At 71.4% G+C, this 21,348-nt stretch carries 22 protein-coding genes; 12 read left to right on the forward strand and 10 right to left on the reverse strand.

Annotation, left to right across the window (positions count from 1 at the left end; all coding sequences use genetic code 11):
• Positions 1 to 148: 148 nt before the first annotated feature.
• From ACFY0U_RS24690 to ACFY0U_RS24700, 3 genes are all read right to left on the reverse strand, one after another.
• Positions 149 to 766 (reverse strand): hypothetical protein, encoded by a 618-nt coding sequence (locus ACFY0U_RS24690; RefSeq protein ID WP_388639200.1) that lies wholly within the window; start codon positions 764 to 766, stop codon positions 149 to 151.
• 235 nt (positions 767 to 1,001) lie between these two features.
• Positions 1,002 to 1,997, reverse strand: a complete 996-nt coding sequence (locus ACFY0U_RS24695; RefSeq protein WP_388639202.1) for a hypothetical protein — start codon at positions 1,995 to 1,997, stop codon at positions 1,002 to 1,004.
• Positions 1,984 to 2,544, reverse strand: a complete 561-nt coding sequence (locus tag ACFY0U_RS24700; RefSeq protein ID WP_388639204.1) for an RNA polymerase sigma factor — start codon at positions 2,542 to 2,544, stop codon at positions 1,984 to 1,986. The genes ACFY0U_RS24695 and ACFY0U_RS24700 overlap by 14 nt, the downstream gene beginning before the upstream one ends.
• Before the next feature lie 131 nt (positions 2,545 to 2,675).
• Between ACFY0U_RS24700 and trpS the strand changes: the two genes are divergently transcribed.
• Positions 2,676 to 3,689 carry a tryptophan--tRNA ligase gene (trpS, locus tag ACFY0U_RS24705; protein WP_388639205.1) on the forward strand — a complete coding sequence of 338 codons (1,014 nt, stop codon included), beginning with the start codon at positions 2,676 to 2,678 and terminating at the stop codon, positions 3,687 to 3,689.
• Positions 3,690 to 3,828: 139 nt separating this feature from the next.
• Complete coding sequence (locus tag ACFY0U_RS24710) at positions 3,829 to 4,404, forward strand: 2'-5' RNA ligase family protein (RefSeq protein WP_388639207.1); 576 nt, start codon at positions 3,829 to 3,831, stop codon at positions 4,402 to 4,404.
• Between the two features lie 31 nt (positions 4,405 to 4,435).
• Here the strand turns inward: ACFY0U_RS24710 and ACFY0U_RS24715 are convergent, their stop codons facing one another.
• Together ACFY0U_RS24715 and ACFY0U_RS24720 are read right to left on the reverse strand one after the other, a co-directional pair.
• The gene (locus ACFY0U_RS24715) at positions 4,436 to 5,191 is read right to left on the reverse strand and encodes a decaprenylphospho-beta-D-erythro-pentofuranosid-2-ulose 2-reductase (protein ID WP_388639209.1); all 756 of its coding nucleotides are present in this window, start codon (positions 5,189 to 5,191) and stop codon (positions 4,436 to 4,438) included.
• 31 nt (positions 5,192 to 5,222) lie between these two features.
• Positions 5,223 to 6,572, reverse strand: a complete 1,350-nt coding sequence (locus ACFY0U_RS24720; RefSeq protein WP_388639211.1) for an FAD-binding protein — start codon at positions 6,570 to 6,572, stop codon at positions 5,223 to 5,225.
• A 143-nt stretch (positions 6,573 to 6,715) separates the two neighbouring features.
• Between ACFY0U_RS24720 and ACFY0U_RS24725 the strand changes: the two genes are divergently transcribed.
• The 4 genes from ACFY0U_RS24725 to ACFY0U_RS24740 are packed head-to-tail and all read left to right on the forward strand — an operon-like array spanning position 6,716 to position 9,567.
• On the forward strand, positions 6,716 to 7,264 hold the full coding sequence (locus tag ACFY0U_RS24725; protein WP_388639213.1) for a phosphatase PAP2 family protein: 549 nt from the start codon (positions 6,716 to 6,718) through the stop codon (positions 7,262 to 7,264).
• Positions 7,257 to 8,234, forward strand: coding sequence for a decaprenyl-phosphate phosphoribosyltransferase (locus ACFY0U_RS24730; protein WP_388639214.1), 978 nt, complete (start codon positions 7,257 to 7,259; stop codon positions 8,232 to 8,234). Before ACFY0U_RS24725 ends, ACFY0U_RS24730 begins: the two co-directional genes overlap by 8 nt.
• On the forward strand, positions 8,231 to 8,668 hold the full coding sequence (locus tag ACFY0U_RS24735; protein ID WP_388639216.1) for a GtrA family protein: 438 nt from the start codon (positions 8,231 to 8,233) through the stop codon (positions 8,666 to 8,668). The genes ACFY0U_RS24730 and ACFY0U_RS24735 overlap by 4 nt, the downstream gene beginning before the upstream one ends.
• Positions 8,656 to 9,567 carry a YihY/virulence factor BrkB family protein gene (locus ACFY0U_RS24740; protein ID WP_388639218.1) on the forward strand — a complete coding sequence of 304 codons (912 nt, stop codon included), beginning with the start codon at positions 8,656 to 8,658 and terminating at the stop codon, positions 9,565 to 9,567. Before ACFY0U_RS24735 ends, ACFY0U_RS24740 begins: the two co-directional genes overlap by 13 nt.
• Here the strand turns inward: ACFY0U_RS24740 and ACFY0U_RS24745 are convergent.
• Positions 9,521 to 10,852 carry a D-alanyl-D-alanine carboxypeptidase family protein gene (locus ACFY0U_RS24745; RefSeq protein WP_388639220.1) on the reverse strand — a complete coding sequence of 444 codons (1,332 nt, stop codon included), beginning with the start codon at positions 10,850 to 10,852 and terminating at the stop codon, positions 9,521 to 9,523. The two genes, ACFY0U_RS24740 and ACFY0U_RS24745, sit on opposite strands and share 47 nt — an antisense overlap.
• A 91-nt stretch (positions 10,853 to 10,943) precedes the next feature.
• On the opposite strand from ACFY0U_RS24745, the gene ACFY0U_RS24750 reads away from it, so the two are divergent.
• The 4 genes from ACFY0U_RS24750 to ACFY0U_RS24765 all read left to right on the forward strand — a co-directional run bounded on the left by ACFY0U_RS24750 (position 10,944) and on the right by ACFY0U_RS24765 (position 14,772).
• Positions 10,944 to 11,186: an SCO4848 family membrane protein gene (locus tag ACFY0U_RS24750; protein ID WP_388639222.1), complete on the forward strand. Its 243-nt coding sequence runs from the start codon at positions 10,944 to 10,946 to the stop codon at positions 11,184 to 11,186.
• A gap of 25 nt (positions 11,187 to 11,211) precedes the next feature.
• Entirely contained in the window at positions 11,212 to 12,522 is a 1,311-nt protein-coding gene (locus ACFY0U_RS24755) for a metallophosphoesterase (protein ID WP_388639224.1), read from the forward strand.
• Between the two features lie 195 nt (positions 12,523 to 12,717).
• A complete protein-coding gene (locus ACFY0U_RS24760; RefSeq protein WP_388639226.1) occupies positions 12,718 to 14,274 on the forward strand; it encodes an ABC transporter substrate-binding protein in 1,557 nt (518 codons plus the stop codon).
• Between the two features lie 96 nt (positions 14,275 to 14,370).
• Positions 14,371 to 14,772 carry an ATP-binding protein gene (locus ACFY0U_RS24765; RefSeq protein WP_388639228.1) on the forward strand — a complete coding sequence of 134 codons (402 nt, stop codon included), beginning with the start codon at positions 14,371 to 14,373 and terminating at the stop codon, positions 14,770 to 14,772.
• Here the strand turns inward: ACFY0U_RS24765 and ACFY0U_RS24770 are convergent, their stop codons facing one another.
• Together ACFY0U_RS24770 and ACFY0U_RS24775 are read right to left on the reverse strand one after the other, a co-directional pair.
• The gene (locus tag ACFY0U_RS24770) at positions 14,773 to 16,194 is read right to left on the reverse strand and encodes a sensor histidine kinase (protein ID WP_388639230.1); all 1,422 of its coding nucleotides are present in this window, start codon (positions 16,192 to 16,194) and stop codon (positions 14,773 to 14,775) included.
• Positions 16,191 to 16,880, reverse strand: a complete 690-nt coding sequence (locus ACFY0U_RS24775) for a response regulator transcription factor (RefSeq protein ID WP_388639232.1) — start codon at positions 16,878 to 16,880, stop codon at positions 16,191 to 16,193. Before ACFY0U_RS24775 ends, ACFY0U_RS24770 begins: the two co-directional genes overlap by 4 nt.
• 168 nt (positions 16,881 to 17,048) lie before the next feature.
• On the opposite strand from ACFY0U_RS24775, the gene ACFY0U_RS24780 reads away from it, so the two are divergent.
• Positions 17,049 to 19,460 carry an MMPL family transporter gene (locus tag ACFY0U_RS24780; protein ID WP_388639621.1) on the forward strand — a complete coding sequence of 804 codons (2,412 nt, stop codon included), beginning with the start codon at positions 17,049 to 17,051 and terminating at the stop codon, positions 19,458 to 19,460.
• A gap of 5 nt (positions 19,461 to 19,465) precedes the next feature.
• Here ACFY0U_RS24780 and ACFY0U_RS24785 read toward each other — a convergent pair whose 3' ends face one another.
• Together ACFY0U_RS24785 and ACFY0U_RS24790 are read right to left on the reverse strand one after the other, a co-directional pair.
• A complete protein-coding gene (locus ACFY0U_RS24785) occupies positions 19,466 to 20,188 on the reverse strand; it encodes a TetR/AcrR family transcriptional regulator (protein ID WP_388639233.1) in 723 nt (240 codons plus the stop codon).
• Positions 20,189 to 20,277: 89 nt separating this feature from the next.
• Positions 20,278 to 20,688 carry a VOC family protein gene (locus ACFY0U_RS24790; protein ID WP_388639235.1) on the reverse strand — a complete coding sequence of 137 codons (411 nt, stop codon included), beginning with the start codon at positions 20,686 to 20,688 and terminating at the stop codon, positions 20,278 to 20,280.
• Between the two features lie 131 nt (positions 20,689 to 20,819).
• Here ACFY0U_RS24790 and ACFY0U_RS24795 point away from each other — a divergent pair, with 131 nt between their 5' ends.
• On the forward strand, positions 20,820 to 21,254 hold the full coding sequence (locus ACFY0U_RS24795; RefSeq protein WP_388639237.1) for a hypothetical protein: 435 nt from the start codon (positions 20,820 to 20,822) through the stop codon (positions 21,252 to 21,254).
• The last annotated feature ends 94 nt before the right edge of the window (positions 21,255 to 21,348 follow it).

The raw sequence follows: 21,348 nt of genomic DNA on the forward strand, positions 1-21,348 counted from the left end.
GGTCCGGCTCCCCGCCGGTCCGCCGCGCGGCGTATCAGCGGCGTCCCGCCGGCCCCGCCCGCGAACCCGACGACCGGCCCGACTCCCGGCGCCACGGAGGCAGGCACCCGACGGCCGGCCCGACCCCCGGTGCCACGGAAGCCAGCCCTCATACGTCCCTCAGTTCCTGCCGGGGCCCCGGCTCCCGCACCCTCCACCGCCGCAGCGCCGGCACCTCCGGCAGCCGGGTGGCGAAAGGCCGCAGCACCAGCGCCAGCACCGCACCGGCCGCGAGGCCCGGCAGCGCCCACCACCAGTCGGCGCCGTCCCCCGAGCCGGGCCGCTGGGCCGGGGCCGCCGCGGGTGTCGCCTCGGTGGCCTCCGCCGACTCCGTGCCGTGCATGTCCCAGGGCGGGGGGTACTCCACCGAGGAGGCACCGTCGGAGGCCTCGCCCATCACGCCCAGGTTCTCCAGGAGACCGCGGAGGACGGCCGGCTGCTCGGCGCGGTGCCAGGTGCCGTTCGTCGACGCCTCCAGGTTCGCCGCCGTGTGTATCCAGACCGCCTTGGAGTCCGCCGCCGGATAGACCCGGTCGACCCGCCACGGCGTCACGTCGTGCAGCATCCAGGTGACATTGATCTGCGGACCGGTGACCAGATCGGCCTCGGGAGGCTTGGCCGCCGAGCCCGCGCCCGGTTCGCCGAGGAGCTGCTGCAACTCGCCGTACTTCTCGTCGGAGTGGTAGAGCGAGGCCGTCTCCGTGCTCTCCGGCGAGACGATCAGCACGCTGGTCGGCCCACCCGCCGAAGCGGACCCCGCGCCCCCCAGGGCCAGCCCGACCGCAGCCGCCAACACCCCTGCCAGCGCCGCCAGTCGACGCCGCCCACCCCTCCAGCCGCCCATCCGCCTGTGCATCAGAACCCCCAACCAGCCGATGCCGTACGGCCCGCCCCCGTCCGCGCGAGCCGTGTGTCACTTCTGGTACACCGCCCGACCCCTCGGGGTTCCCACCCCGCCCGCACTATTTCGGAGACTTCTCCAGCGACTTCGCGATCTCCACCGCCCGCGCCTTGGACGCGACGCCCTCCATCCGCAGCGTCACGTCCTCGGTGCCCACCGCATGGCTCCACAGCAGGGTCGGCCCGGCGGTCCGCGCCTTGTGGGCGTAGCGCTCCCCGTCCGCGTCCACCAGCCAGAAGGTCAGCAGGTGGGGGCGCGGAAACCACAGGGCCGTGCCGTTCGCCGCGCCGATGTCCGAGGGCTCGTCGCCCAGGGAGATCCACTCCGGCTGCTCGCGCACGGTCTTCGTGAACGCGATGTCCAGGCCGGCCGCGAACTGGTCCAGCCGGATCGTCTTCCCCCGCTCACGCCAGCACAGGGTCACCAGAGTCCGCCCCTGCGACCCAGCGGTCACCGCCACCGCGTCAGGGCTGCCGAGCGCCTCCGGAACCAGCGGCGCGAACCCGGCCCGCCGCCCCGCCTCCGCGAGGGACACCGAGTGCCCGCAGCCGGGCACCTCGGCACCGGGCGAGGGCGTCGCCGACGGGTCGTACCGCACCTCGACCCCGCCGAAGTCGAACCAGTCGTAGACCGCGGCCCGCACCGGCGGCGTGAGCGCGAGCACCGTCAGCAGGCCGCACAGCGCCGCGCTCAGGGAGCGCCACCGCATCCGCGTCCAGCGCCGCACCGCGCTCAGCCGCTCACGGGCGCGTGGCGGCTCGGCCACCGGGACCGGCAGCTGGTCGGCGAGTATCTGCCCGAGCACCCGCTCGACCATGGTCTCGGAGCCGAAGGACCCACCGGCCTCGTCGGCCCCGGGCGCGTCCAGCGACCTGCCCAGCGCCCGCAGCTCCTCCGGAAGCCGCGAGGCACCGCCGTCCGGCGCCCGCCCATGGCCACGCCCCCGCGGAGCCGGACCCCGGTCACCGCCACGACCGCGCGGACCCCGGCCACCGGCGCCCGCGGGCCCACGGCCGCCCTCACCCCCGTACGGCTCCCGTCCCTCACTCACGCTCATCACCCCCTTCCCGAGGCTCGAAGTCCGGCAGCAGCCGACTCAGTTTCCGCAGCGCGCGGTTCAGCCGGGACTTCACCGTGCCCCGGGGCCAGCCCAGGGCCTGGGCGGTCTCGGACTCGTCCATCTCCAGCAGATAGCGGTAGGTGACGACCAGGCGATGCTCCTCGCTCAGCTTCTCCACTGCGGACAGCAGGGCCACGCGGCGCTCCGTCTCCAAGGTGGCCACCGCCGGGTCCGCCGATTCCGGTATCAGCGGCTCAGCCTCCGCGAAGGCCGCCTCGCGGCCGGCGAGCGTGCGCTGGCGGGCAGCCGTACGCACTGTGTTCCTCGTCTCATTGGCCACGATCGACAGCAGCCACGGCTTGAACGACGCGCCGTCCTTGAACCGGCCCAGCGCGCAGTACGCCTTGACGAAGGCCTGCTGCACCACGTCCTCCGCGTCCGCACCCGCCCCGAGTGCCGCGGCCGCCCGCATCGCGATGCCCGTGTGGGCACGCACCAGCTCCGCGTACGCCTCCGGCTCCCCGGCGCGTACCCGTGCGATCACCGCGGCCTCATCGACGATGCGGCCCCCCTCCCGCGTTCTCACACCTTTGTTACACCGCAGGAGACGGATCGGTTCCCATCTGTTTCCGACCAGTTCCGGATCGGGGGCCGACACCTGAGAGAATGGTGAGCATGGCCTCTGATCGTCCCCGCGTGCTCTCCGGAATCCAGCCCACCGCAGGCTCGTTCCACCTCGGCAACTACCTCGGCGCCGTCCGCCAGTGGGTGGCCCTGCAGGAGTCCCACGACGCGTTCTACATGGTCGTCGACCTGCACGCGATCACCATTCCGCAGGACCCGGCGGAGCTGCGCGCGAACACCCGGCTGGCCGCCGCCCAGCTGCTGGCCGCCGGTCTCGACCCCGAGCGCTGCACGCTGTTCGTCCAGAGCCATGTCCCCGAGCACGCCCAGCTCGCCTGGGTCATGAACTGCTTCACCGGCTTCGGCGAGGCCTCCCGCATGACCCAGTTCAAGGACAAGTCCGCCAAGCAGGGCGCGGAGCGGGCCTCCGTCGGCCTCTTCACGTACCCGATCCTCCAGGTCGCCGACATCCTGCTGTACCAGGCCAACGAGGTCCCGGTCGGCGAGGACCAGCGCCAGCACATCGAGCTCACCCGTGACCTCGCCGAGCGCTTCAACGGCCGGTTCGGGACGACGTTCGAGGTCCCGAAGCCGTACATCCTCAAGGAGACGGCGAAGATCTACGACCTCCAGGACCCGTCGATCAAGATGAGCAAGTCGGCGTCCACGCCGAAGGGCCTGATCAACCTCCTCGACGAACCGAAGGCCACCGCCAAGAAGGTCAAGAGCGCGGTCACCGACACCGACACCGTCATCCGCTACGACGCCGAGAACAAGCCCGGTGTCAGCAATCTGCTCAGCATCTACTCGACCCTCACGGGTACGGGAATCGCGGAACTGGAGCAGAAGTACGACGGCAAGGGCTACGGTGCGCTCAAGACGGACCTCGCCGAGGTCATGGTCGAGTTCGTGACGCCGTTCCGGGAGCGCACCCAGCAGTATCTGGACGACCCGGAGACGCTGGACTCGATCCTGGCCAAGGGTGCCGAGAAGGCACGCGCCGTCGCCGCGGAGACGCTCGCCCAGGCCTATGACCGGGTCGGCTTTCTGCCCGCCAAGCACTGAGGCGTAAGCCCGCACACACGTACCACTGGACAGAGCGCTGCACATCACTACGGTTGCGCCTGCCCACAACACAGCCGTGGCCGTACAGTCGATAGCCGTACGGCCGGGACGAACCCGAACAGGAAGACAGGGAGACGACGTGGGGACCGTAACGATCGGCGTGTCGATCGCGGTCCCGGAGCCTCACGGCAGCCTGCTCCAACAGCTGCGCGCGGGCTTCGGCGACGCCGCGGCTCACGGCATCCCCACGCATGTCACGCTGCTGCCGCCGACCGAGGTCGACGACACCGCGCTCCCGGCCATCGAGACGCATCTGACCGAGGTCGCCGCGGCGGGCCGGCCGTTCCCGATGAAGCTGTCCGGCACGGGGACCTTCCGGCCCTTGTCGCCGGTGGTGTACGTACAGGTCGTGGAGGGCGCCGAGGCCTGCACCTGGCTGCAGAAGCAGGTCCGCGACGCGTCCGGGCCCGTGGCGCGTGAGCTCCAGTTCCCGTATCACCCGCACGTGACCGTCGCCCATGGCATCGAGGACGAGGCGATGGACCGGGCCTACGAAGAGCTCGGCGACTTCGCTGCCGAGTGGCCCTGCACCGGGTTCGCGCTCTATGAGCAGGGCTCGGACGGAGTGTGGCGCAAGCTGCGCGAGTACGCGTTCGGCGGGGCCGTGGTGCCGCCGCAGGGTTCGGCGCCGGTGCAACAAGGAACGACGGCCTAAAGCCGGCCGCACCGGGGTTCGCCCGAACCGCTCAGATCGGCAGCCTTCGGAACAGCTCCCGCGGTACGTGCCGCAGCACCGACATCACCACGCGCAGCGCCCCCGGCACCCACACCGTCTCCGAACGGCGCCTGAGCCCCAGCTCGATCGCCGTCGCCACCGCCTCCGGTGTCGTCGCCATGGGTGCCTCCGGAAGGCCCGCCGTCATCTTCGAGCGCACGAACCCGGGGCGTACGACCATGACGTGCACGCCGGTGCCGTGCAGCGCGTCGCCCAGGCCCTGGGCGAAGGCGTCGAGGCCGGCCTTGCTGGAGCCGTAGATGAAGTTGGAGCGACGGGCGCGTTCGCCGGCGACCGAGGAGAGGACCACCAGGGAGCCGTGGCCCTGGGCCTGCAACGCGCGCGCGGCGACCAGCGCGGCCGACACCGCGCCCGTGTAGTTGGTCTGCGCGACCCGCACCGCGCTCACCGGCTCACGCTCGTCGTGCGCCTGGTCGCCGAGGATCCCGAAGGCGAGCAGCACCATGTCGATGTCGCCCTCGGCGAAGACCTTGCCGAGGACCGTCTCGTGGGACTCGGGGTCCAGCGCGTCGAAGGTGACGGTGTGCACGTCGGCCCCCAGCGCGCGCAGATCGGCCGCGGACTGCTCCAGCGCGGGGGAGGGGCGCCCCGCCAGCCACACCGTGCGGCAGCGCCGGGCGACGAGGCGGCGCGCGGTGGCCAGCGCGATCTCGGACGTGCCGCCGAGGACGAGCAGGGACTGGGGGATGCCGAAGGCGTCCTTCACGACAGCAGCTCCTTGAGGTTGCCGGGTTTGCCTAGAGGGAGAGACGGCGCGACAGGTCCGAGACGAACACCGCGCGCGGGTCCAACTCGGCGCGCAGCGCCCGGAAGTCGTCGAGGCGCGGATACATCGCCGCGAGCAGCTCAGGCCGCAGCCGGGAGTCCTTGGCGAGGTAGACGCGGCCTCCGGCGGTGGCCACCTCCTCGTCCAGTTCGTCCAGGAGGGCGCCGAGGCCCGGCAGGCCCGTGGGGAGGTCGAGGGCGAGAGTCCAGCCGGGCACCGGGAAGGAGAGCCAGCCCGGGTCGGCGTCGCCGAAGCGCTTGAGGACGGCCAGGAAGGACGGGCAGCGGCGCTCCGAGAGGCGGCGCACGATCCGGCGCAGGGTCTCCTCCTGGCCGTACCCGACGACGAACTGGTACTGCACGAACCCGCCGCGGCCGTAGACGCGGTTCCAGTGGGGCACGCCGTCCAGGGGGTGGAAGAAGGCGGAGATGCTCTGGAGCTGCCCGGTACGCGCGCGTGGCGCCTTGCGGTACCAGAGCTCGTTGAACAGGCCCACGGTCGTCCGGGTGAGCAGGCCCTCCGGGAGGTGGGCGGGCACCGCCGGGAGCCGGGAGGTGCGGAAGGCGAGCGGCTCTCTTCGCGCGCGCGTGCCCAGCGCATCCAGGGGCGCGTGGTCGCCGCGGGTCAGTACCGCGCGCCCGGTCGCCGCACCGCGCGCGAGCAGGTCGATCCAGGCGACCGAGTAGCGGTACTGGTGGTCGGCGTCCGACAGCCGGGCCATCAGGTCGTCCAGGTCCCGCGTCCGCTCGGTGTCCACCGACATCAGCGCCGTCTCGACCGGCTGGAGCTGGACCGTCGCGGTCAGGATCACGCCGGTCAGGCCCATGCCGCCGGTGGTCGCGTCGAACAGGGGAGTGCCGCGGCCCACCGTGCGGACCTGCCCGTCGGCGGTGAGGAGTTCGAAGGACAGGACGTGCCGCGAGAAGCCGCCGCAGACGTGGTGGTTCTTGCCGTGGATGTCGGCGCCGATCGCCCCGCCGACCGTGACGTAGCGCGTGCCGGGCGTCACCGGCACGAACCAGCCCAGCGGCAGCAGCACCCTCATCAGCCGGTGCAGGGAGACGCCCGCGTCGCACAGCACGATGCCGTTCGCGGCGTCGATCACGTGGACGCGGTCCAGGCCCGTCATGTCGAGCACCGCCCCGCCGGCGTTCTGCGCGGCGTCCCCGTAAGCCCGTCCCAGGCCCCTGGCGATTCCTCCGCGGGCACCGCAGTCCCGGACGGCGGCCGCGGCCTCCTCGTAGGTCCGTGGGCGGATCAGACGGGCCGTGGTGGGCGCCGTGCGGCCCCATCCCGTGACGGAAACGGTCTCGGCAGACATGCCGGTGACCGTATCGCCCTTAAGTGGGCGATTGATTCCCAAACATTCCGGGACATTCACCCTCTCCCCGAAATGGGTGATTAATGGGATGTCGCTCAATATTGCCGGAGTTATCGCGGCGTTGACGTGAACAGTGACTCCACATGGACCCATTCGACGACCGCGACCAGTGCGACCGCCTCGACGTCGTCCTCGAAGGCATGGACCACCGAATCCTTTCGGCGCTCCGGGCGTGCGGTGCCGACCCGCGCGTCGGCGGTGCCGCCCGCGCCCTGTCCCGGGCCGGGGAACACGGGGCGCTGTGGCTCGCGGCGGGCCTCGCGGGGGCCGCCGTGGACGGCGCGCGGCGCGGCGCCTGGTTGCGCGGAACAGCGCTCATCGTGGGCGCGCACGCCGTCAGCATGGGCGTGAAAAGGGTGGTGCGGCGCCCGCGCCCCGCGCATGTCGAACCCCTCGTCACCACCGCGGGCCGGCACTCCTTCCCGAGCTCGCACGCGACCTCCGCGACGGCCGCCGCGGTCGCCTTCGGCGTGCTGGGGGCGCGTGCCGTCCCGCCCCTCGCCGCCGCGATGTGCCTCTCGCGCCTGGTCGTCGGCGTCCACTACCCCTCGGACGTCGCGGCGGGCGCGGCCCTGGGGGCGCTCACGGCGTGCGCAGGAGCGCGCTGGGTGAGAGGGGGAGCGCGTGACTGAGACAGCGCCGTTCACCAACAGCGCGCACTCCAAGAACACGGCGCTCCTGGAGCAGCGCGCGCCCTCACGCCGTACCCCACCACCCCGCAAGGGATCCCTCCTGGGCGGCCTCGTCAGGACCGCACGCCCCAAGCAGTGGGTCAAGAACATCCTCGTCATCGCCGCCCCGGCCGCGGCGGGGCAGCTGTTCACCGCGCACGCCCTCACCCGACTCGCCCTGGTCTTCGCCCTGTTCACGGCCTGCGCCGCGGCCGTCTATCTGATCAACGACGCACGCGACGCCGAGGCCGACCGCGCCCACCCCGTCAAACGCCACCGCCCGGTCGCCGCCGGACAGGTCCCCGTGCCCGTCGCGTACGCCGTCGGAGGCATCCTCGCCGCCCTCGCGCTCGCCGCGGCCGTCTGGCTCACCCCGCCGCTCGTCCCGGCCCTGCTGGCCGCCTACCTGGGCATGCAACTGGCCTACTGCGTCAGCCTCAAGCACGTGCTGGTCGTCGACCTCGTCCTCGTCACGACCGGGTTCCTGATGCGGGCCATGGTCGGCGGGCTGGCTCTCGGCATCCCGCTGTCACGCTGGTTCCTGATCACGACCGGCTTCGGGGCACTGTTCATGGTGGCGGCCAAGCGCTACTCGGAAGCCGTGCAGATGGCCGGGAAAGCGGGCGCCACGCGCGCGTTGCTGACCGAGTACACCACCGGATACCTGCGGTTCGTCTGGCAGTTGGCGGCCGGGGTCGCCGTCCTCGGGTACTGCCTGTGGGCGCTGGAGGAAGGCGGGGCGCACAGCAGCGCGCTGCCCTGGCGTCAGCTGTCCGTGGTCGCCTTCATCCTCGCCGTCCTCCGGTACGCCGTCTTCGCCGACCGCGGCACGGCGGGCGAACCCGAGGAGGTCGTCCTGGGCGACCGCGCCCTCGTCGTCATCGGCCTGGTGTGGCTGGCGATGTACGGGCTGGCGGTGACCCGTTGGTGAGCACACGCGCGTGGACGAACCGCCAGGAACTCCTCGGCTTCGCCACCACCGGTCTCCTCGCCTACGCCGTCGACCTCGCCCTGTTCACCTGCCTGCGCGGTCCCGCCGGTCTCGACCCGCTCGCCGCCAAGGCGCTCTCGTTCGCCGCCGGCTGCTCGGTGGCGTACGCGGGCAACGCGCTCGGCACCTATCGGCACACCGGACAGCGGGGCCCGAGGACATACGCGGCCTTTCTCGCGGTGAACGCCGCCGGCGCCCTCGTCCAGCTCGTCTGTCTCACCGTCAGTCACTACGGCCTCGGTCTCACCTCGCAGACCGCGGACACCGTCTCCGGGGCCGGAATCGGCATGGCACTCGCTACTGTCCTGCGCTTTTGGGGTACCCGCACATGGGTGTTCCGCGCCGAGGGGAGAGTCGGATCATGGACTGGCTGAAGAAACTCCCTGTGGTCGGGCCGGCGGCGACCCGGCTGATGGCCACGCACGCGTGGCGGTCGTACGAGCGGCTGGACCGCGTGAAGTGGACCAGGCTGGCCGCCGCGATGACGTTCATCAGCTTCGTCGCGCTGTTCCCGCTGCTGACGGTCGCCGCCGCGGTCGCCGCCGCGACGCTCAGCACGTCGCAGCAGAAGGAGTTGCAGGACAAGATCGCCGACCAGGTGCCGGGTATCTCCGACCAGCTGAACATCGAGAGCCTGGTCGCGAACGCCGGCACCATCGGGCTGATCGCCGGCGCCATCCTGCTGTTCACCGGCATCGGCTGGGTCGGCAACATGCGCGAGTGCCTGCGCGCGGTGTGGGAGCTGCCCGACGAGGAGGAGAACCCGATCCTGCGCAAGGCCAAGGACGCGGGCGTGCTGCTCGGCCTCGGCGGCGCCCTGCTCGTCACGATCGCCGCGTCCACCGTGGGCTCCGCCATGGTCGGCTGGATCAGCGACCAGCTCGGCATCGACCGGGAGGGCTGGGGCGCGGTCCTGCTGAGGATCGCCGCGCTCCTGATCGCCGTACTCGCCGACTTCCTGCTGCTGCTCTACGTCCTCACCCTGCTGCCCGGCGTCCAGCCGACGCGCCGCCGGCTGCTGGTGGCGGCGCTGATCGGCGCGGTCGGGTTCGAACTGCTGAAGCTGCTGCTCAGCGGCTATATGCAGGGTGTGGCGTCGAAGAGCATGTACGGGGCCTTCGGCGTCCCCATCGCCCTGCTGCTGTGGATCAACTTCACATCGAAGCTGGTGCTGTTCTGCGCCGCCTGGACGGCGACGCAGAGCAAGGAGGCCGAGGACAAGGACGTCAGTGCCGACGACGTACAAGATCCGGCAGCGGCCACCGGCGGTTGACCAGGAACGCGCCGGCCGCCAGCAGCACCAGCACACCGCCGGTGATCGCCAGCGCGACACCGATACCGCCCGAGCCCCCCTCGACGGCGGCCGCCACCGGCTTGCCCGAAGTCGAGGCCGAAGGCGAGGCGGAGGCCCCGCCCGCCTGGCCGTTGTCGTTCGCCCCGGGCTGCGCGCTCGTCTGCGCCCCCCTCGGCGGCACCAGTTCGCCCACCGGCTCGACCTTGCCCGCGGCCTTGAAGCCCCAGTCGAAGAGCTTCGCGGTCTCCTTGTAGACCTCGTTGTGGTCGTCCTTCTCCGGGTTCATGACCGTGACCAGCAGCACCTTGCCGCCCTGTTCGACGACGCCGGTGAAGGTCGCGCCGGCGTTGGTGGTGTTGCCGTTCTTCACGCCTGCGATGCCCGGGTAGACATCGACGTCGGAGTCGCCGGACAGCAGCCGGTTGGTGTTCTGGATCTCGAAGGACCCGCGGACCTTCTTGCCCTTCTTGTTCTTCTTGGTCTCGCCGGGGAACTTCGCGGTGACGGTCGAGGCGTACTCGCGGAAGTCCTTCTTCTGGAGCCCGGAGCGGGCGAACAGCGTCAGATCGTACGCGCTCGACACCTGCCTCGGGGCGTCGTAGCCGTCCGGGCTGACCACGTGTGTGTCGAGGGCCTGGAGCTCCTCGGCGTGCTCGTTCATCTCCGCGACGGTGTTCTTCACGCCGCCGTTCATCGCCGACAGCACATGCACCGCGTCGTTGCCCGAGCGCAGGAAGACCCCGAGCCACAGATCGTGGACCGTGTAGGTCTCGTCCTCCTTTATCCCGACCATGCTGGAGCCGGCGCCGACGCCCGCCAGGTCGGAGGGGACCACCTTGTGCTCGGTGGTGCTGGGGAACTTCGGCAGGAGCGTGTCCGCGAACAGCATCTTCAGGGTGCTCGCCGGGGCCAGCCGCCAGTGCGCGTTGTGCGCGGCCAGCACGTCGCCGGACTCCGCGTCGGCCACGATCCACGACCGCGCGCTGATGTCCTTCGGCAGCACCGGCACCCCGCTCGCCAGATTGACCTGCGTCCCGGCCTGTCCGAGCCGGGCGCCGCCGACGGTCGACATGTTCGCGGGGGGAGTTGCCGACGGACTGGTCGAGGCCGACGCCGAGGACGAAGCCGAAGCCGAAGCCGAAGCCGAGGTCGACGGCGTCGGACCGGGGGCCGCGAAGGCGGGCGCGGCGGCCAGTGCGAAGGACGTCAGGGCGGCGGAAGTGACCAGCAGGGAGCGCCTGGCGGTCTTCTGAGGTGCGGACACGGTCGGAAACGTACATGCCACGGGCCGGGAAGTCCCGCCGCCCGCCCCACCCCGGCGGCGGAACCGGACACCGGGCGGAGATACTGGGCGTATGAAGCTCAGCCGCCCCGTCTCCTGGTTCCTGCTCGCCTTCGGGGTGTGGAGCTGGATCATCTGGATCACTTTCGTCAAGAATCTCGTCAAGGACGGCAGCGGGCTCGCGTTCGACGACGCGGGCGACCCGACCGCGTACTTCTGGGTGCACCTGCTGCTTGCCGTCGTCTCCTTCGTATTGGGGACGGTCGTCGGGGTCATCGGGTTGCGCGGAGTGCGCGCACTGCGCCCGACGTCATAACAGAGAACTGAGGGGATCCGACTCCGTGGTCATCGTCTTCGCGCTGCTCGCCCTGGGCGTCCTGGTGACGGGCAACTGGTACGTGTGGCGCCGGTTGTTCCGCGACACCACCGAACGCCCGGGCCGGGTGCGCCGCGCGGGTGCCGCGCTGATCGCCGGCGGCTGGCTGATGGCCGTCGGCGCCCTCGTGGCCGAGCGCGCCGGCGCGCCCTTCTGGTTGCAGCAGGTGCTGGCGTGGCCCGGTTTCCTGTGGCTCGCGCTGTCGATCTACCTGCTGCTCGGTGTGGTGGCGGGTGAGGTCGTACGACCCCTGCTGAGACGTTTCCTCGAACGGCGGGACCGTAGACGGGCGCCCGCCGAGGTCGCCCTGCCGCGGCCGGAGTCCGTACCGCGGCCGGAATCCGTACCGGCGGGCGCGCCGCCCGAGGAGCCGCGGGAAGCCGAGCCTGCGGAAGCAGGCTCAGAAGCCACCCCGGACACAGACCCGGCAGCCGCCCCGGGGGCGCCCCTCCCCTCCCGCCGTCTCTTCGTCTCCCGCGTCGCCGCCGGTGCCGCGGCCGCCGTGGCGGTCGGAACCGTCGGGTACGGCACCTACGGCGTCCTGCGCGGTCCGAAGGTCAAGCGGGTCACCGTGCCGCTGGCCAAGCTGCCGCGCGCGGCGCACGGTTACCGCATCGCCGTGGTCAGTGACATCCACCTCGGTCCGGTCCTGGGCCGGGGCTTCGCGCAGACGGTCGTCGACACGATCAACTCCACCCAGCCCGACCTGATCGCGGTCGTCGGCGACCTCGTGGACGGCAGCGTGAAGGACCTCGGTCCCGCGGCGGCGCCCCTGGCCGGGCTCCGGGCGAAGCACGGCACGTTCTTCGTCACCGGCAACCACGAGTACTTCTCCGGCGCCGAGCAGTGGGTGCGGGAGGTGCGGCGGCTCGGTATGCGCCCGCTGGAGAACGACCGTACGGAACTGCCGTACTTCGACCTCGCCGGCGTCAACGACATCGCGGGCGAGAGCGAGGGCCAGGGCCCCGACTTCACCAAGGCGCTCGGCGACCGCGACCGGGCACGCGCGTGCGTGCTCCTCGCCCACCAGCCGGTCCAGATCCACGACGCCGTCGACCACGGGGTGGACCTCCAGCTCTCCGGCCACACCCACGGCGGCCAGCTGTGGCCCGGCAACTTCGTCGCCGAGCTCGCGAACCCGACCGTCGCCGGGCTGGAGCGCTACGGCGACACCCAGCTCTACGTCAGCCGCGGCGCCGGCGCCTGGGGTCCGCCGACCCGGGTGGGTGCCCCGTCGGACATCACGGTGATCGAACTGGCGTCGAAGCAGGCATGAGGAGCAGGTCCGGCGACCCTCGCGGAAGGACTCTGTGAGGGCCCTGTGAAACCGGGCGGTAACACCTTGCGGCAATGACTTTCTCAACTCTCAAGATCCCCCTTCCCCCGCCTGAAACGCGTGTGGTTAGGTGAGCCGCGCCGCCAGGGGAGGCGGCGTTTGCGCTTGGGGCCGAGGGGGCCCGGGGAGGCACCGATGCGATCGGTTCGCATACGGATTCTCGCGACGCTGCTGGTGCTGGCGGCGGTCGGAGTGGGCGGCTGGCAACTGATGCCGTCGCCGGAGGATTCGGGCAAGACCATCAAGGTGGGCACGTCGGACGTCGTCACGTCACTCGACCCGGCAGGCGCCTACGACGCCGGGTCCTGGGCCCTGTTCAGCAACGTCTTCCAGTCCTTGCTGACCTTCGAGGCGGGCGGCACCAAGCCGGTGCCCGACGCGGCGAAGAGCTGTGGGTTCGAGGGCGGCGACCTGAGCACCTACCGGTGCACGCTGCGGGAGGGGCTCGTCTTCCCGAGCGGGCGCGCGATGACCGGCGAGGACGTGAAGTACTCCTTCGACCGCGTCAAGAAGATCAAGTCGGACGTCGGTCCCTCGGCCCTGCTGGACACCCTCAAGTCGGTGTCCGCGAGCGGTCTGACCGTCACCTTCCGGCTGTCCTCCCCGGACGCCACCTTCCCGTTCAAGGTGGCCACCGGAGCCGGCTCGATCGTCGACCGCACCAAGTACCCGGCCAACGGCCTGCGCACCGACAACGGCGTGGACGGCACCGGACCGTACGAGCTGACGGCGTATACGAAGGACAAGAAGGCGGAACTCCAGCCCAACGAGCGCTACGAGGGCGCGGTCAAGGACGCCGGGCGCCCCATCGAGCTGCGCTACTACAAGGACGCCGACGCGCTCGACAGCGCGTGGAAGAAGAAGCAGATCGACGCCGCCACCCGGCAGCTGCCGCCCAAGACGCTCGCCGAGCTGAACCCGAGCGACCCGACCATGCGGGTCTCCGAGGCCGACAGCTCCGAGGTCCGCAACCTCTACCTCAACACCCGCTCCTCCTCCCCGTTGCGCGACACCAGGGTCCGCCAGGCGATGGCCTGGCTGATCGACCGTGAGCGGCTGGCGGCCACGGTGTACGAGGGGACCGTCGACCCGCTGTACTCGCTGATCCCGACGGGCATCACCGGCCACACCACGGCGTTCTTCGACGCCTACCCGCAGCGGAGCGCCCAGAAGGCCCGCGCCCTGCTCACCGAGGCCGGGGTGAGCCTGCCGGTCCGTTTCACCTACGGCTACGGCATCGGCCGCGCCTCCGCCGCCGAGGAGGCGAAGGAGCTCAAGCGGCAGCTGGAGGCGAGCGGGCTGTTCAAGGTGACCGTCAAGGGCTACGAGTGGACCGACTTCCAGAAGCGCTGGGTCGGCGGCAAGCTCGACGCGTACGCGGTCGGCTGGGTCGCCGACTACCCCGACCCGGACACCTACGGCGCCCCGCTCGTCGGCACCGACGGAACCATGAGCACCGGGTACAGCAGCGGCCAGGTCGACGATCTGATCAAGGCCAGTCAGCGGTTCGAGGACCGCGGCGAGGCCACCGAGGACTTCCGCTCGCTTCAGGACGCCGTCGCCCGGGACGTTCCGGTCATTCCGCTCTGGCAGGCCAAGGAGTACGTCGTGACCAGCGAGGACGTCGGCGGTGGCCAGTATCTTTCGGACGGCACCGGTGTCTTCCGGCTCTGGCGGCTCACCTGGATCTGACGCGATCTCGCGGCATTGACATTCGCCGGAGTGACGCGGGGTAGCAGCCCTACGCAGCACCATGTGACGGAGGTGTGCGTGGGGTGAGGAGCAAACGTGTTGAGACGCAACTCCTTCCGGCTGCCCCGGCATCCGGCGTCCGTCGGTCTCGCCCGGCGCCGGGTGCGGGACCATCTGGCCGACTGGGGGCACGGGACCGACGATCCGGCGCTGGCGGACGCCGTCCTGCTGGTGTCCGAGCTGGCGACGAACGTCGTACGCCACGGGCCTTTGCTGGAGCGCGAGTTCGAGGTGGCGGTGACCGCGCTCGCCGACGGCTCCTGCCTCATAGAGGTGTCCGACGAAGGACAGCTGGAGCCGCGGCTCAGGGTGGTCGGGGAGTGGGAGGAGACCGGCCGCGGGCTGCATCTGGTGGAGAACGTCGCCGCCGCGTGGGGCGTGTGGAGCAGGGGGCGGCACGGCAAGACCGTATGGGCCCTGGTGCTGGCGCACACCTGACTACGCCCGCGACGGCAGGATGACCGTCACCGCCAGCCCCTCACCGGGAGCCGTCCGCACCGCCACCCGCCCGCCGTGCGCCTGGACGACCCCCTGCACGATCGCCATGCCGAGCCCGCTCCCCGCGCCCCCGCCGGCCCGGAAGAACCGGTCGAAGACCCGCGCCGCGTCCTCCTCGCACAGCCCGGGACCCTCGTCCGCGACACACAGCCGCACCACCCCGTCCGCCCGCTCCACCGCCAGCCGCACCGGCACGTCCGCGGGCGTGTGGGTGCGCACATTGCCCACCAGGTTGCCCAGCACCTGCCGCAGCCCCGACTCGTCGGCGCGCACCAGCAGCGCGCCCTCGGCGCCGACGCTGACCGGCCGGTCCGGCTGCTGCACCCGCAGGTCCTCGGCCGCGTCGCGCACCAGACGGCTCAGATCGACGTTGCGGAACCGCAGTTCGGGCTGCTGGTCCAGGCGGGCGAGGGTGAGCAGCTCGTCCACCAGCCGACCCATCCGGTCCGCTTCCGCCATCACCCGCGCCCAGGCCCGCTTGCGCTCGGCCTCCTCGCGCAGCATGCCCTTGTCGTACAGCTGGAGATAGCCGCGTATCGCGGACAGCGGGGTACGCAGCTCGTGCGAGGCGTCGGCGACGAACCGGCGCAGCTGGGACGCGCTGCGCTCGCGCGTGCGGTACGCCGACTCCACCTGCTGGAGCATGGAGTTGAGGGCGACGCGCAGCTGCTCGACCTCCAGCGTGGCCTCCCGGCTGGACGGCACCCGCCGGGTCAGATCCCCCTCGGCGATCGCCGAGGAGGTCTCCACCATGTCCTCCAGCGGCCGCATCCGGCGCCGCACGCTGAACATCGTCAGACACGCCAGTACGGCCAACAGCAGGGTGCCTATGGCGAGATCGAGCTTGACGGCCTTGCCGACACCTCTGTGGACGGCCTCGGTGGAGGTGGCGAGCAGGACGTACGTGCCGTCGGCGAGGCGGGTCGCGGTCGCCCGGTAGGCGTCGCCGCGCACCCGGATGTCGTGCGGCTCCGAGTCGGCGGCCAGCGCGCGCGGATCGCCCACGGCGGTCGCGAAGTCCCGCTGGACGTCGCTCGGCGTGTATCCGGCCAGGGAGAGCGTCCCGCCCCGCTCGTCGACGAGTGTGAGGAGCTCGTCCGGCCGCGGGTCCTCGACGCTCTGCCGCATGAACTGCTCACGCACGATCGCCAGGTCGCTGAGCCCCTCGATCATCTCCAGGGTGAGCTGGGAACCGCCCAACGACTTGCGGGTCTGGTCGAGTTCGCCGTCGATCTGGTCGAGCAGGTAGTACCGCATGCCCATCACGCTCACCGCGGTCGCCGCGACGATGCCGAGCGCGAGCAGCACCACGTTGGCCACGGTGAGCTTGCCGCGCAGCGAGCGGGTGCGCGGGAACCTCATGCGAGCCCGTATCCGACGCCCCGCCGGGTCGTGATGACCGGCGGCCCCAGCGCGTCCAGCTTGCGCCGCAGATAGCTGATGTAGGTCTCCACGATCGTCGACTCGGGCGGAGTGTGCTCGTACTGCCAGACGTGGCGCAGGAGTTGCTCCTTGGGCACGATCCGCCCGCCGTTGCGCACCAGGAAGCGCAGCAGCGCGTACTCGGTGGGGGTCAGCTCGACGGTGCGTCCCGCGCGGTGGACGCTGTACGTCGTCTCGTCCAGCTCCAGATCGCCGTACGTCAGCGGCGGCCGCTGCGGCAGCACGTCGGCCCGGCGGGTGCGCCGCAGTACCGCCGTGACCCGGGCGATGACCTCGTCGATGTTGAACGGTTTGGTGATGTAGTCGTCGCCGAAGCCGAGGGCGCCGACGATCTCGCCGGGCGAGTCGCGCGCGGTGAGGAACACCAGCGCCATCTCGGGGCGCTCGGCGCGGAGCCGGCGGCCCAGGGCGCGTCCGTCGCCGTCGGGCAGCATGACGTCGAGCAGCGCCACGTCGGGCCGGGTGCGCTCGGTGAGCGCCAGCGCCTCGCGGACGGTGCCCGCGATCATCACCTCGAACCGGTGGTAGCGCAGCGCGATGGCGAGGACGTCCGCGATGGACTCCTCGTCCTCCACTACCAGCACGGTGCCTGGAGCCGTCGTCATGCCCCCAGTATCGGCGGAGCCACTGACAGCCGGGCCGGTTCGGTGCTTTGGAGTTCCTTGAGAGTCGGTCGTATCCGGTGTCCGCGCGCGCGTGCCCGCACCAATGCTGTTGCCCAGGACCTGGGGGACCAACCGACCGACAAATAGGGAGCGTTGATCGTGGCGGCATTGGCACGGTGGTGCTATCGGCACCGGCTGGTGGTCCTGTTGCTGTGGGTGGGGACGGTGTTCGGTGTGGGCTTCGCGGGTTCCGCCGCGGGCACGGACTACGCGAACACGTTCTCGCTCCCGAACACGGACTCCACGCGCGCGTACGACCTGATGGAGAAGGCCTTCCCGCAGAGTGCGGGCGACACCGACACGGTGGTGTGGAAGGTCGACGAGGGCTCCGTACGGGACGAGTCCGTACGGTCCCGGATCGAGCCCGCGCTGAAGGAGATCGGCGCGATGAAGGGGGTCGGCGAGGTCACCAGCCCCTACGCGGGGGCGGGCGGCGCGGCGCAGATCAGTGAGAACGGGCGGATCGCGTACGCCCAGGTCACCTTCGTCGAGCAGGCCAACGCCGTACCCAAGGAGCTCGTCGAGGACGTCGTCGACACCGCGCAGGCGGCCGAACGCGACGGACTCCAGGTCGAGTTGGGCGGCCAGGCGATCACCCGGACCCAGGAGCCGCCGACCGGCATCGCCGAGATGGTCGGCATCGTCGCCGCGGCGATCGTGCTCTTCCTGGCCTTCGGCTCGCTCTTCGCGATGCTGCTGCCCCTGGTGGTCGCCATCGCGGCCCTCGGCACCGGCCTGATGGCGACCTCGCTGCTCAGCCATGTCACCGACGTACCCGAAGTCGCCCCGCTGCTCGGCTCGCTGATCGGCCTCGGCGTCGGCATCGACTACGCCCTGTTCATCGTGACCCGGCACCGCCGCGGCATCCTGCGCGGCATGAAGCCCGAGGAGTCGGCGGTCGTCGCGCTCAACACCTCCGGGCGCGCGGTGCTGTTCGCGGGCGGCACGGTGTGCATCGCGCTCGCCGGCATGCTCGTGATGAACATGCGGTTCCTGGACGGCGTGGTCATCGCGACCTCGCTGACCGTGGTGCTGAGCGTGCTGGCCGCGATCACCCTGCTGCCCGCGCTCCTCGGCTTCCTCGGCATGCGCGTCCTCAGCCGCCGCCAGCGGCGCAAGCTGGCCGAGGCGGGACCGGAGCCGGAGCACACGAGCGGACTCGCGGCGCGCTGGTCCTCGTACGTCCAAAAGCGCCCCCGCGCGGTCGCCGGACTGGCCCTCGTGGTCATGGTGATCCTGGCGCTGCCCGTGCTCTCCATCCGGCTCGGCGCCACCGACCAGGGCAACCACCAGGAGTCGACGACGACCCGGCAGGCCTACGACCTGCTCGCCGAGGGCTTCGGGCCCGGCTTCAACGGCCCGCTCCAGGTGGTCGTCTCCGAAGGCGACGCCCAGGGGCTGGTCTCGCGGATCGAGGCCACCGAGGGCGTGGCGCGGGTGGCCGCCGTGCCGCCCGCGAACGGTGTCACGCTGATCCAGGTCGTCCCGACGACCTCACCGCAGTCGGAGAAGACCGACCAGCTCATCGACCGGTTGCGCGACGACGTGATCCCCGCGTCCGGGGCCGAGGCCCATGTCGGCGGTGTCACGGCCGTCTTCAAGGACTTCGCGTCCGTGACCGGCGAGCGGCTGCCGTACTTCATCGCGGCGATCATCTCGCTGGGCTTCCTGCTGCTGCTCGTCGCGTTCCGCTCGCTGGTGGTGCCGCTGACCGCCGCCCTGATGAACCTGATCGCGGCCGCCGCGTCCTTCGGCGTGCTGGTGGCGATCTTCCAGTGGGGCTGGGGGACGGAGCTCATCGGCATCGGCAAGGAGGGCCCGATCACGGCGTTCCTGCCGGTCATCATGCTCTCCCTGCTCTTCGGCCTCTCGATGGACTACCAGGTGTTCCTGGTGAGCCGGATGCACGAGGAATGGGTGCACACGAAGGACAACGCGCGCGCGGTCCGGGTGGGCCTGGCGGAGACCAGCCGGGTCATCAACTGCGCGGCCCTGATCATGATCTGTGTGTTCTCCGCGTTCGTCCTCAGCGGTGACATGGAGGGCGCGATGGCGGGCATCGGCCTGGCGGCCGCGGTCGCCCTGGACGCGTTCATCCTGCGTACGGCGCTGGTGCCGGCCGCGATGCATCTGCTCGGCAAGTCCAACTGGTGGCTGCCGGACGGGCTGGAGCGGCGGCTGCCGCATCTGGCGGTGGAGCCCAGGGAGGAGGCCGTCGTGGAGGCTCCCGTGGCGGACGACGGCCCGTCCTCCGTCGTCCACGGCTTCGTCCGGGACACCGACGGCGAGCCGGTCGCGGGGGCGGCGGTGACGCTGCTGTCGAGGGGTGGCCGCCAGCTGGACCGGGTGGTGTCCCTGGCGGACGGCTCGTACATCGTGTCGGTGCCGGCCCCGGGAACGTATCTGCTGTCGGCCTCGGCGCCCTCGTACGGCTCGCGCGCGGGTCAGGTGGTCGTGGGGGAGGGGCCGCTGGTGTACGACGTGGAGCTGGCGGAGGGTGAGCTCGACGCCGTCAATTGAGGTGACTAGGGCTTCTTGCCGGGGTCGGGCAGCATCCTCGTCATCCCCGGCAGGAAGTCCGTGAACAGCTCGTGCACCTCGCGCACGAGCGGCCGCAGCACCCGGAACCGGGCGAGCGCGACACCGCGCGCGGTGAGCCGGGCACCGCGCTCGGCGAGCCGGTAGCTCCGCTCGCGCCCCTCGGTCCGGTCGAAGATCCAATAGAGCACGAGCCCCATCTGCGAGAGCCACATCAGCTCGGGCAGCACGTCCCGCAGATCCTCCGGCACCTTGGTCTTCGTCCCGGCCAGCACGTCGCGGTGCACGCTCACGGCCTCCACGCGCGCGTGCTCCGACTCGGGGGAGAACGGGCTGAGCGGGCTGTCCGGGTCGGCGGCGTTCTTGAAGAACTGCACCGCGAACTCGTGGTACGGCGTGGCGATGTCCAGCCACGCCCGCAGCACACCCGCGAGCCGCGCCTCCAGATCGGTCTCCCGCTCCAGGATCTCGCGGACGGCCACCTGGTGCTCGGCGGCGATCCGGTCGTAGAAGCCCTGGATCAGGTGTTCCTTGCCCTCGAAGTAGTAGTAGGCGTTCCCTACGGAGACGCCGGCCTCCTTGGCGATGGCCCGCATGGTCGTCTTGTCGTAGCCGCGCTCCTGGAACAGCCGCATGGCCGTCTCCAGGATCAGGGCGCGGGTCTGTTCGGACTTGCTGGGCGTACCGCCCTCTTCGTTGTTCGCGGGCACGCGATGAGCCTAACCAGTCGCGCGGACCGCGCTGCCACGTGCTCCGGCTCAGCGTGCGGGGCCTGCAGCGCGGGAGGGCGCGGGCCGTGTCACGGTCGGCGTCCCAGCTCCGGCCGCTTGCGGTAGTCCGTGAACCCCAGGACGTTGCCCCACGGGTCGGCGATCTCGACGGTCCAGCCGGTGGCCGTGGAGAAGGGCCCGTCGAGCAGGGCGATGTCCGCGTTCCGCAGTTCCCGTGCCGCCACGCGCGCGTCCGGCACCTCCAGCCACACGCGCGGGGAGGGCCACGGCGGCGGACGGTGCCCGAACCCGTCCTCCCGCCTGAGCAGGATCCCCGGCGTCTCGCCCCCGACCCTCAGCACCGCGATCCCGGCCTCGTCGAGCCGGAACGCCACCGCGAACCCGGCGCGCTCGTAGAAGCCGACGGCTTCGGCGAGGTCGCCCACCGGCAGCAGGACGTTGTCGAAACCGAGCAGCTCGTACGACTGTTCATCTGACATGCCATCACATTAGGTGCGGGGCCGACGGTTGCCCGGCGGGCTTTCCGCGGGGTCACTCATTGGGCCGAGACAGGGGTCCTCGCGTCGGTACGCTGAGCCGTCTTCAGTGCCGCGTGGCGTAGGGGGCGGGAATGGTTGTGGGAACAGAGGCCTTCCTCGACGAAGTGCGAGTGGCTTTCGCGGACGTCGCCGGGAGACTGGGCCTGAGCGGCCCCGGCGAGGGGGAACGGGACCGGCACCTCGCCGTCGCGACCTACACGGGCTCCGGCGTGCGGTACCGGATCGTCCTCGGGCTGTGGGACGGCGACGTCGAGACGCACGCCTGCCGCGAGACGGGACCGACCGAGTGCAAGGTCGGCATCGGGAAGCTGGCGCTCGCCGCGGGGGTGGCCGACAGCCGGGTCTCCTTCGGCGCCCGCAGTCTGCGCCAGCTGAGGAAGTCGCTGGCCGGGCAGGTCCGTTGCGTCGAGCTGGTGCATCCGCTGGTCTCGGGGGAGCCGGAGGCGGCGGTCGCGCTGATGCGGGCGGCGGGGGCGCGGGAGTGGAGCAGGCCTGCGCTGCGGTGACGGGCGGAGCCGGAGCCGGGGGCGGGTGGCGGGGGGTGCCGGACGGGTTCGGGAGCGGGGCGGCGTGCGGTGCCGGACGGGCCCGGAGCGGGGC

Origin of the sequence: Streptomyces sp. NPDC001536, assembly GCF_042894505.1 — a bacterium.
GTDB lineage: Bacteria > Actinomycetota > Actinomycetes > Streptomycetales > Streptomycetaceae > Streptomyces.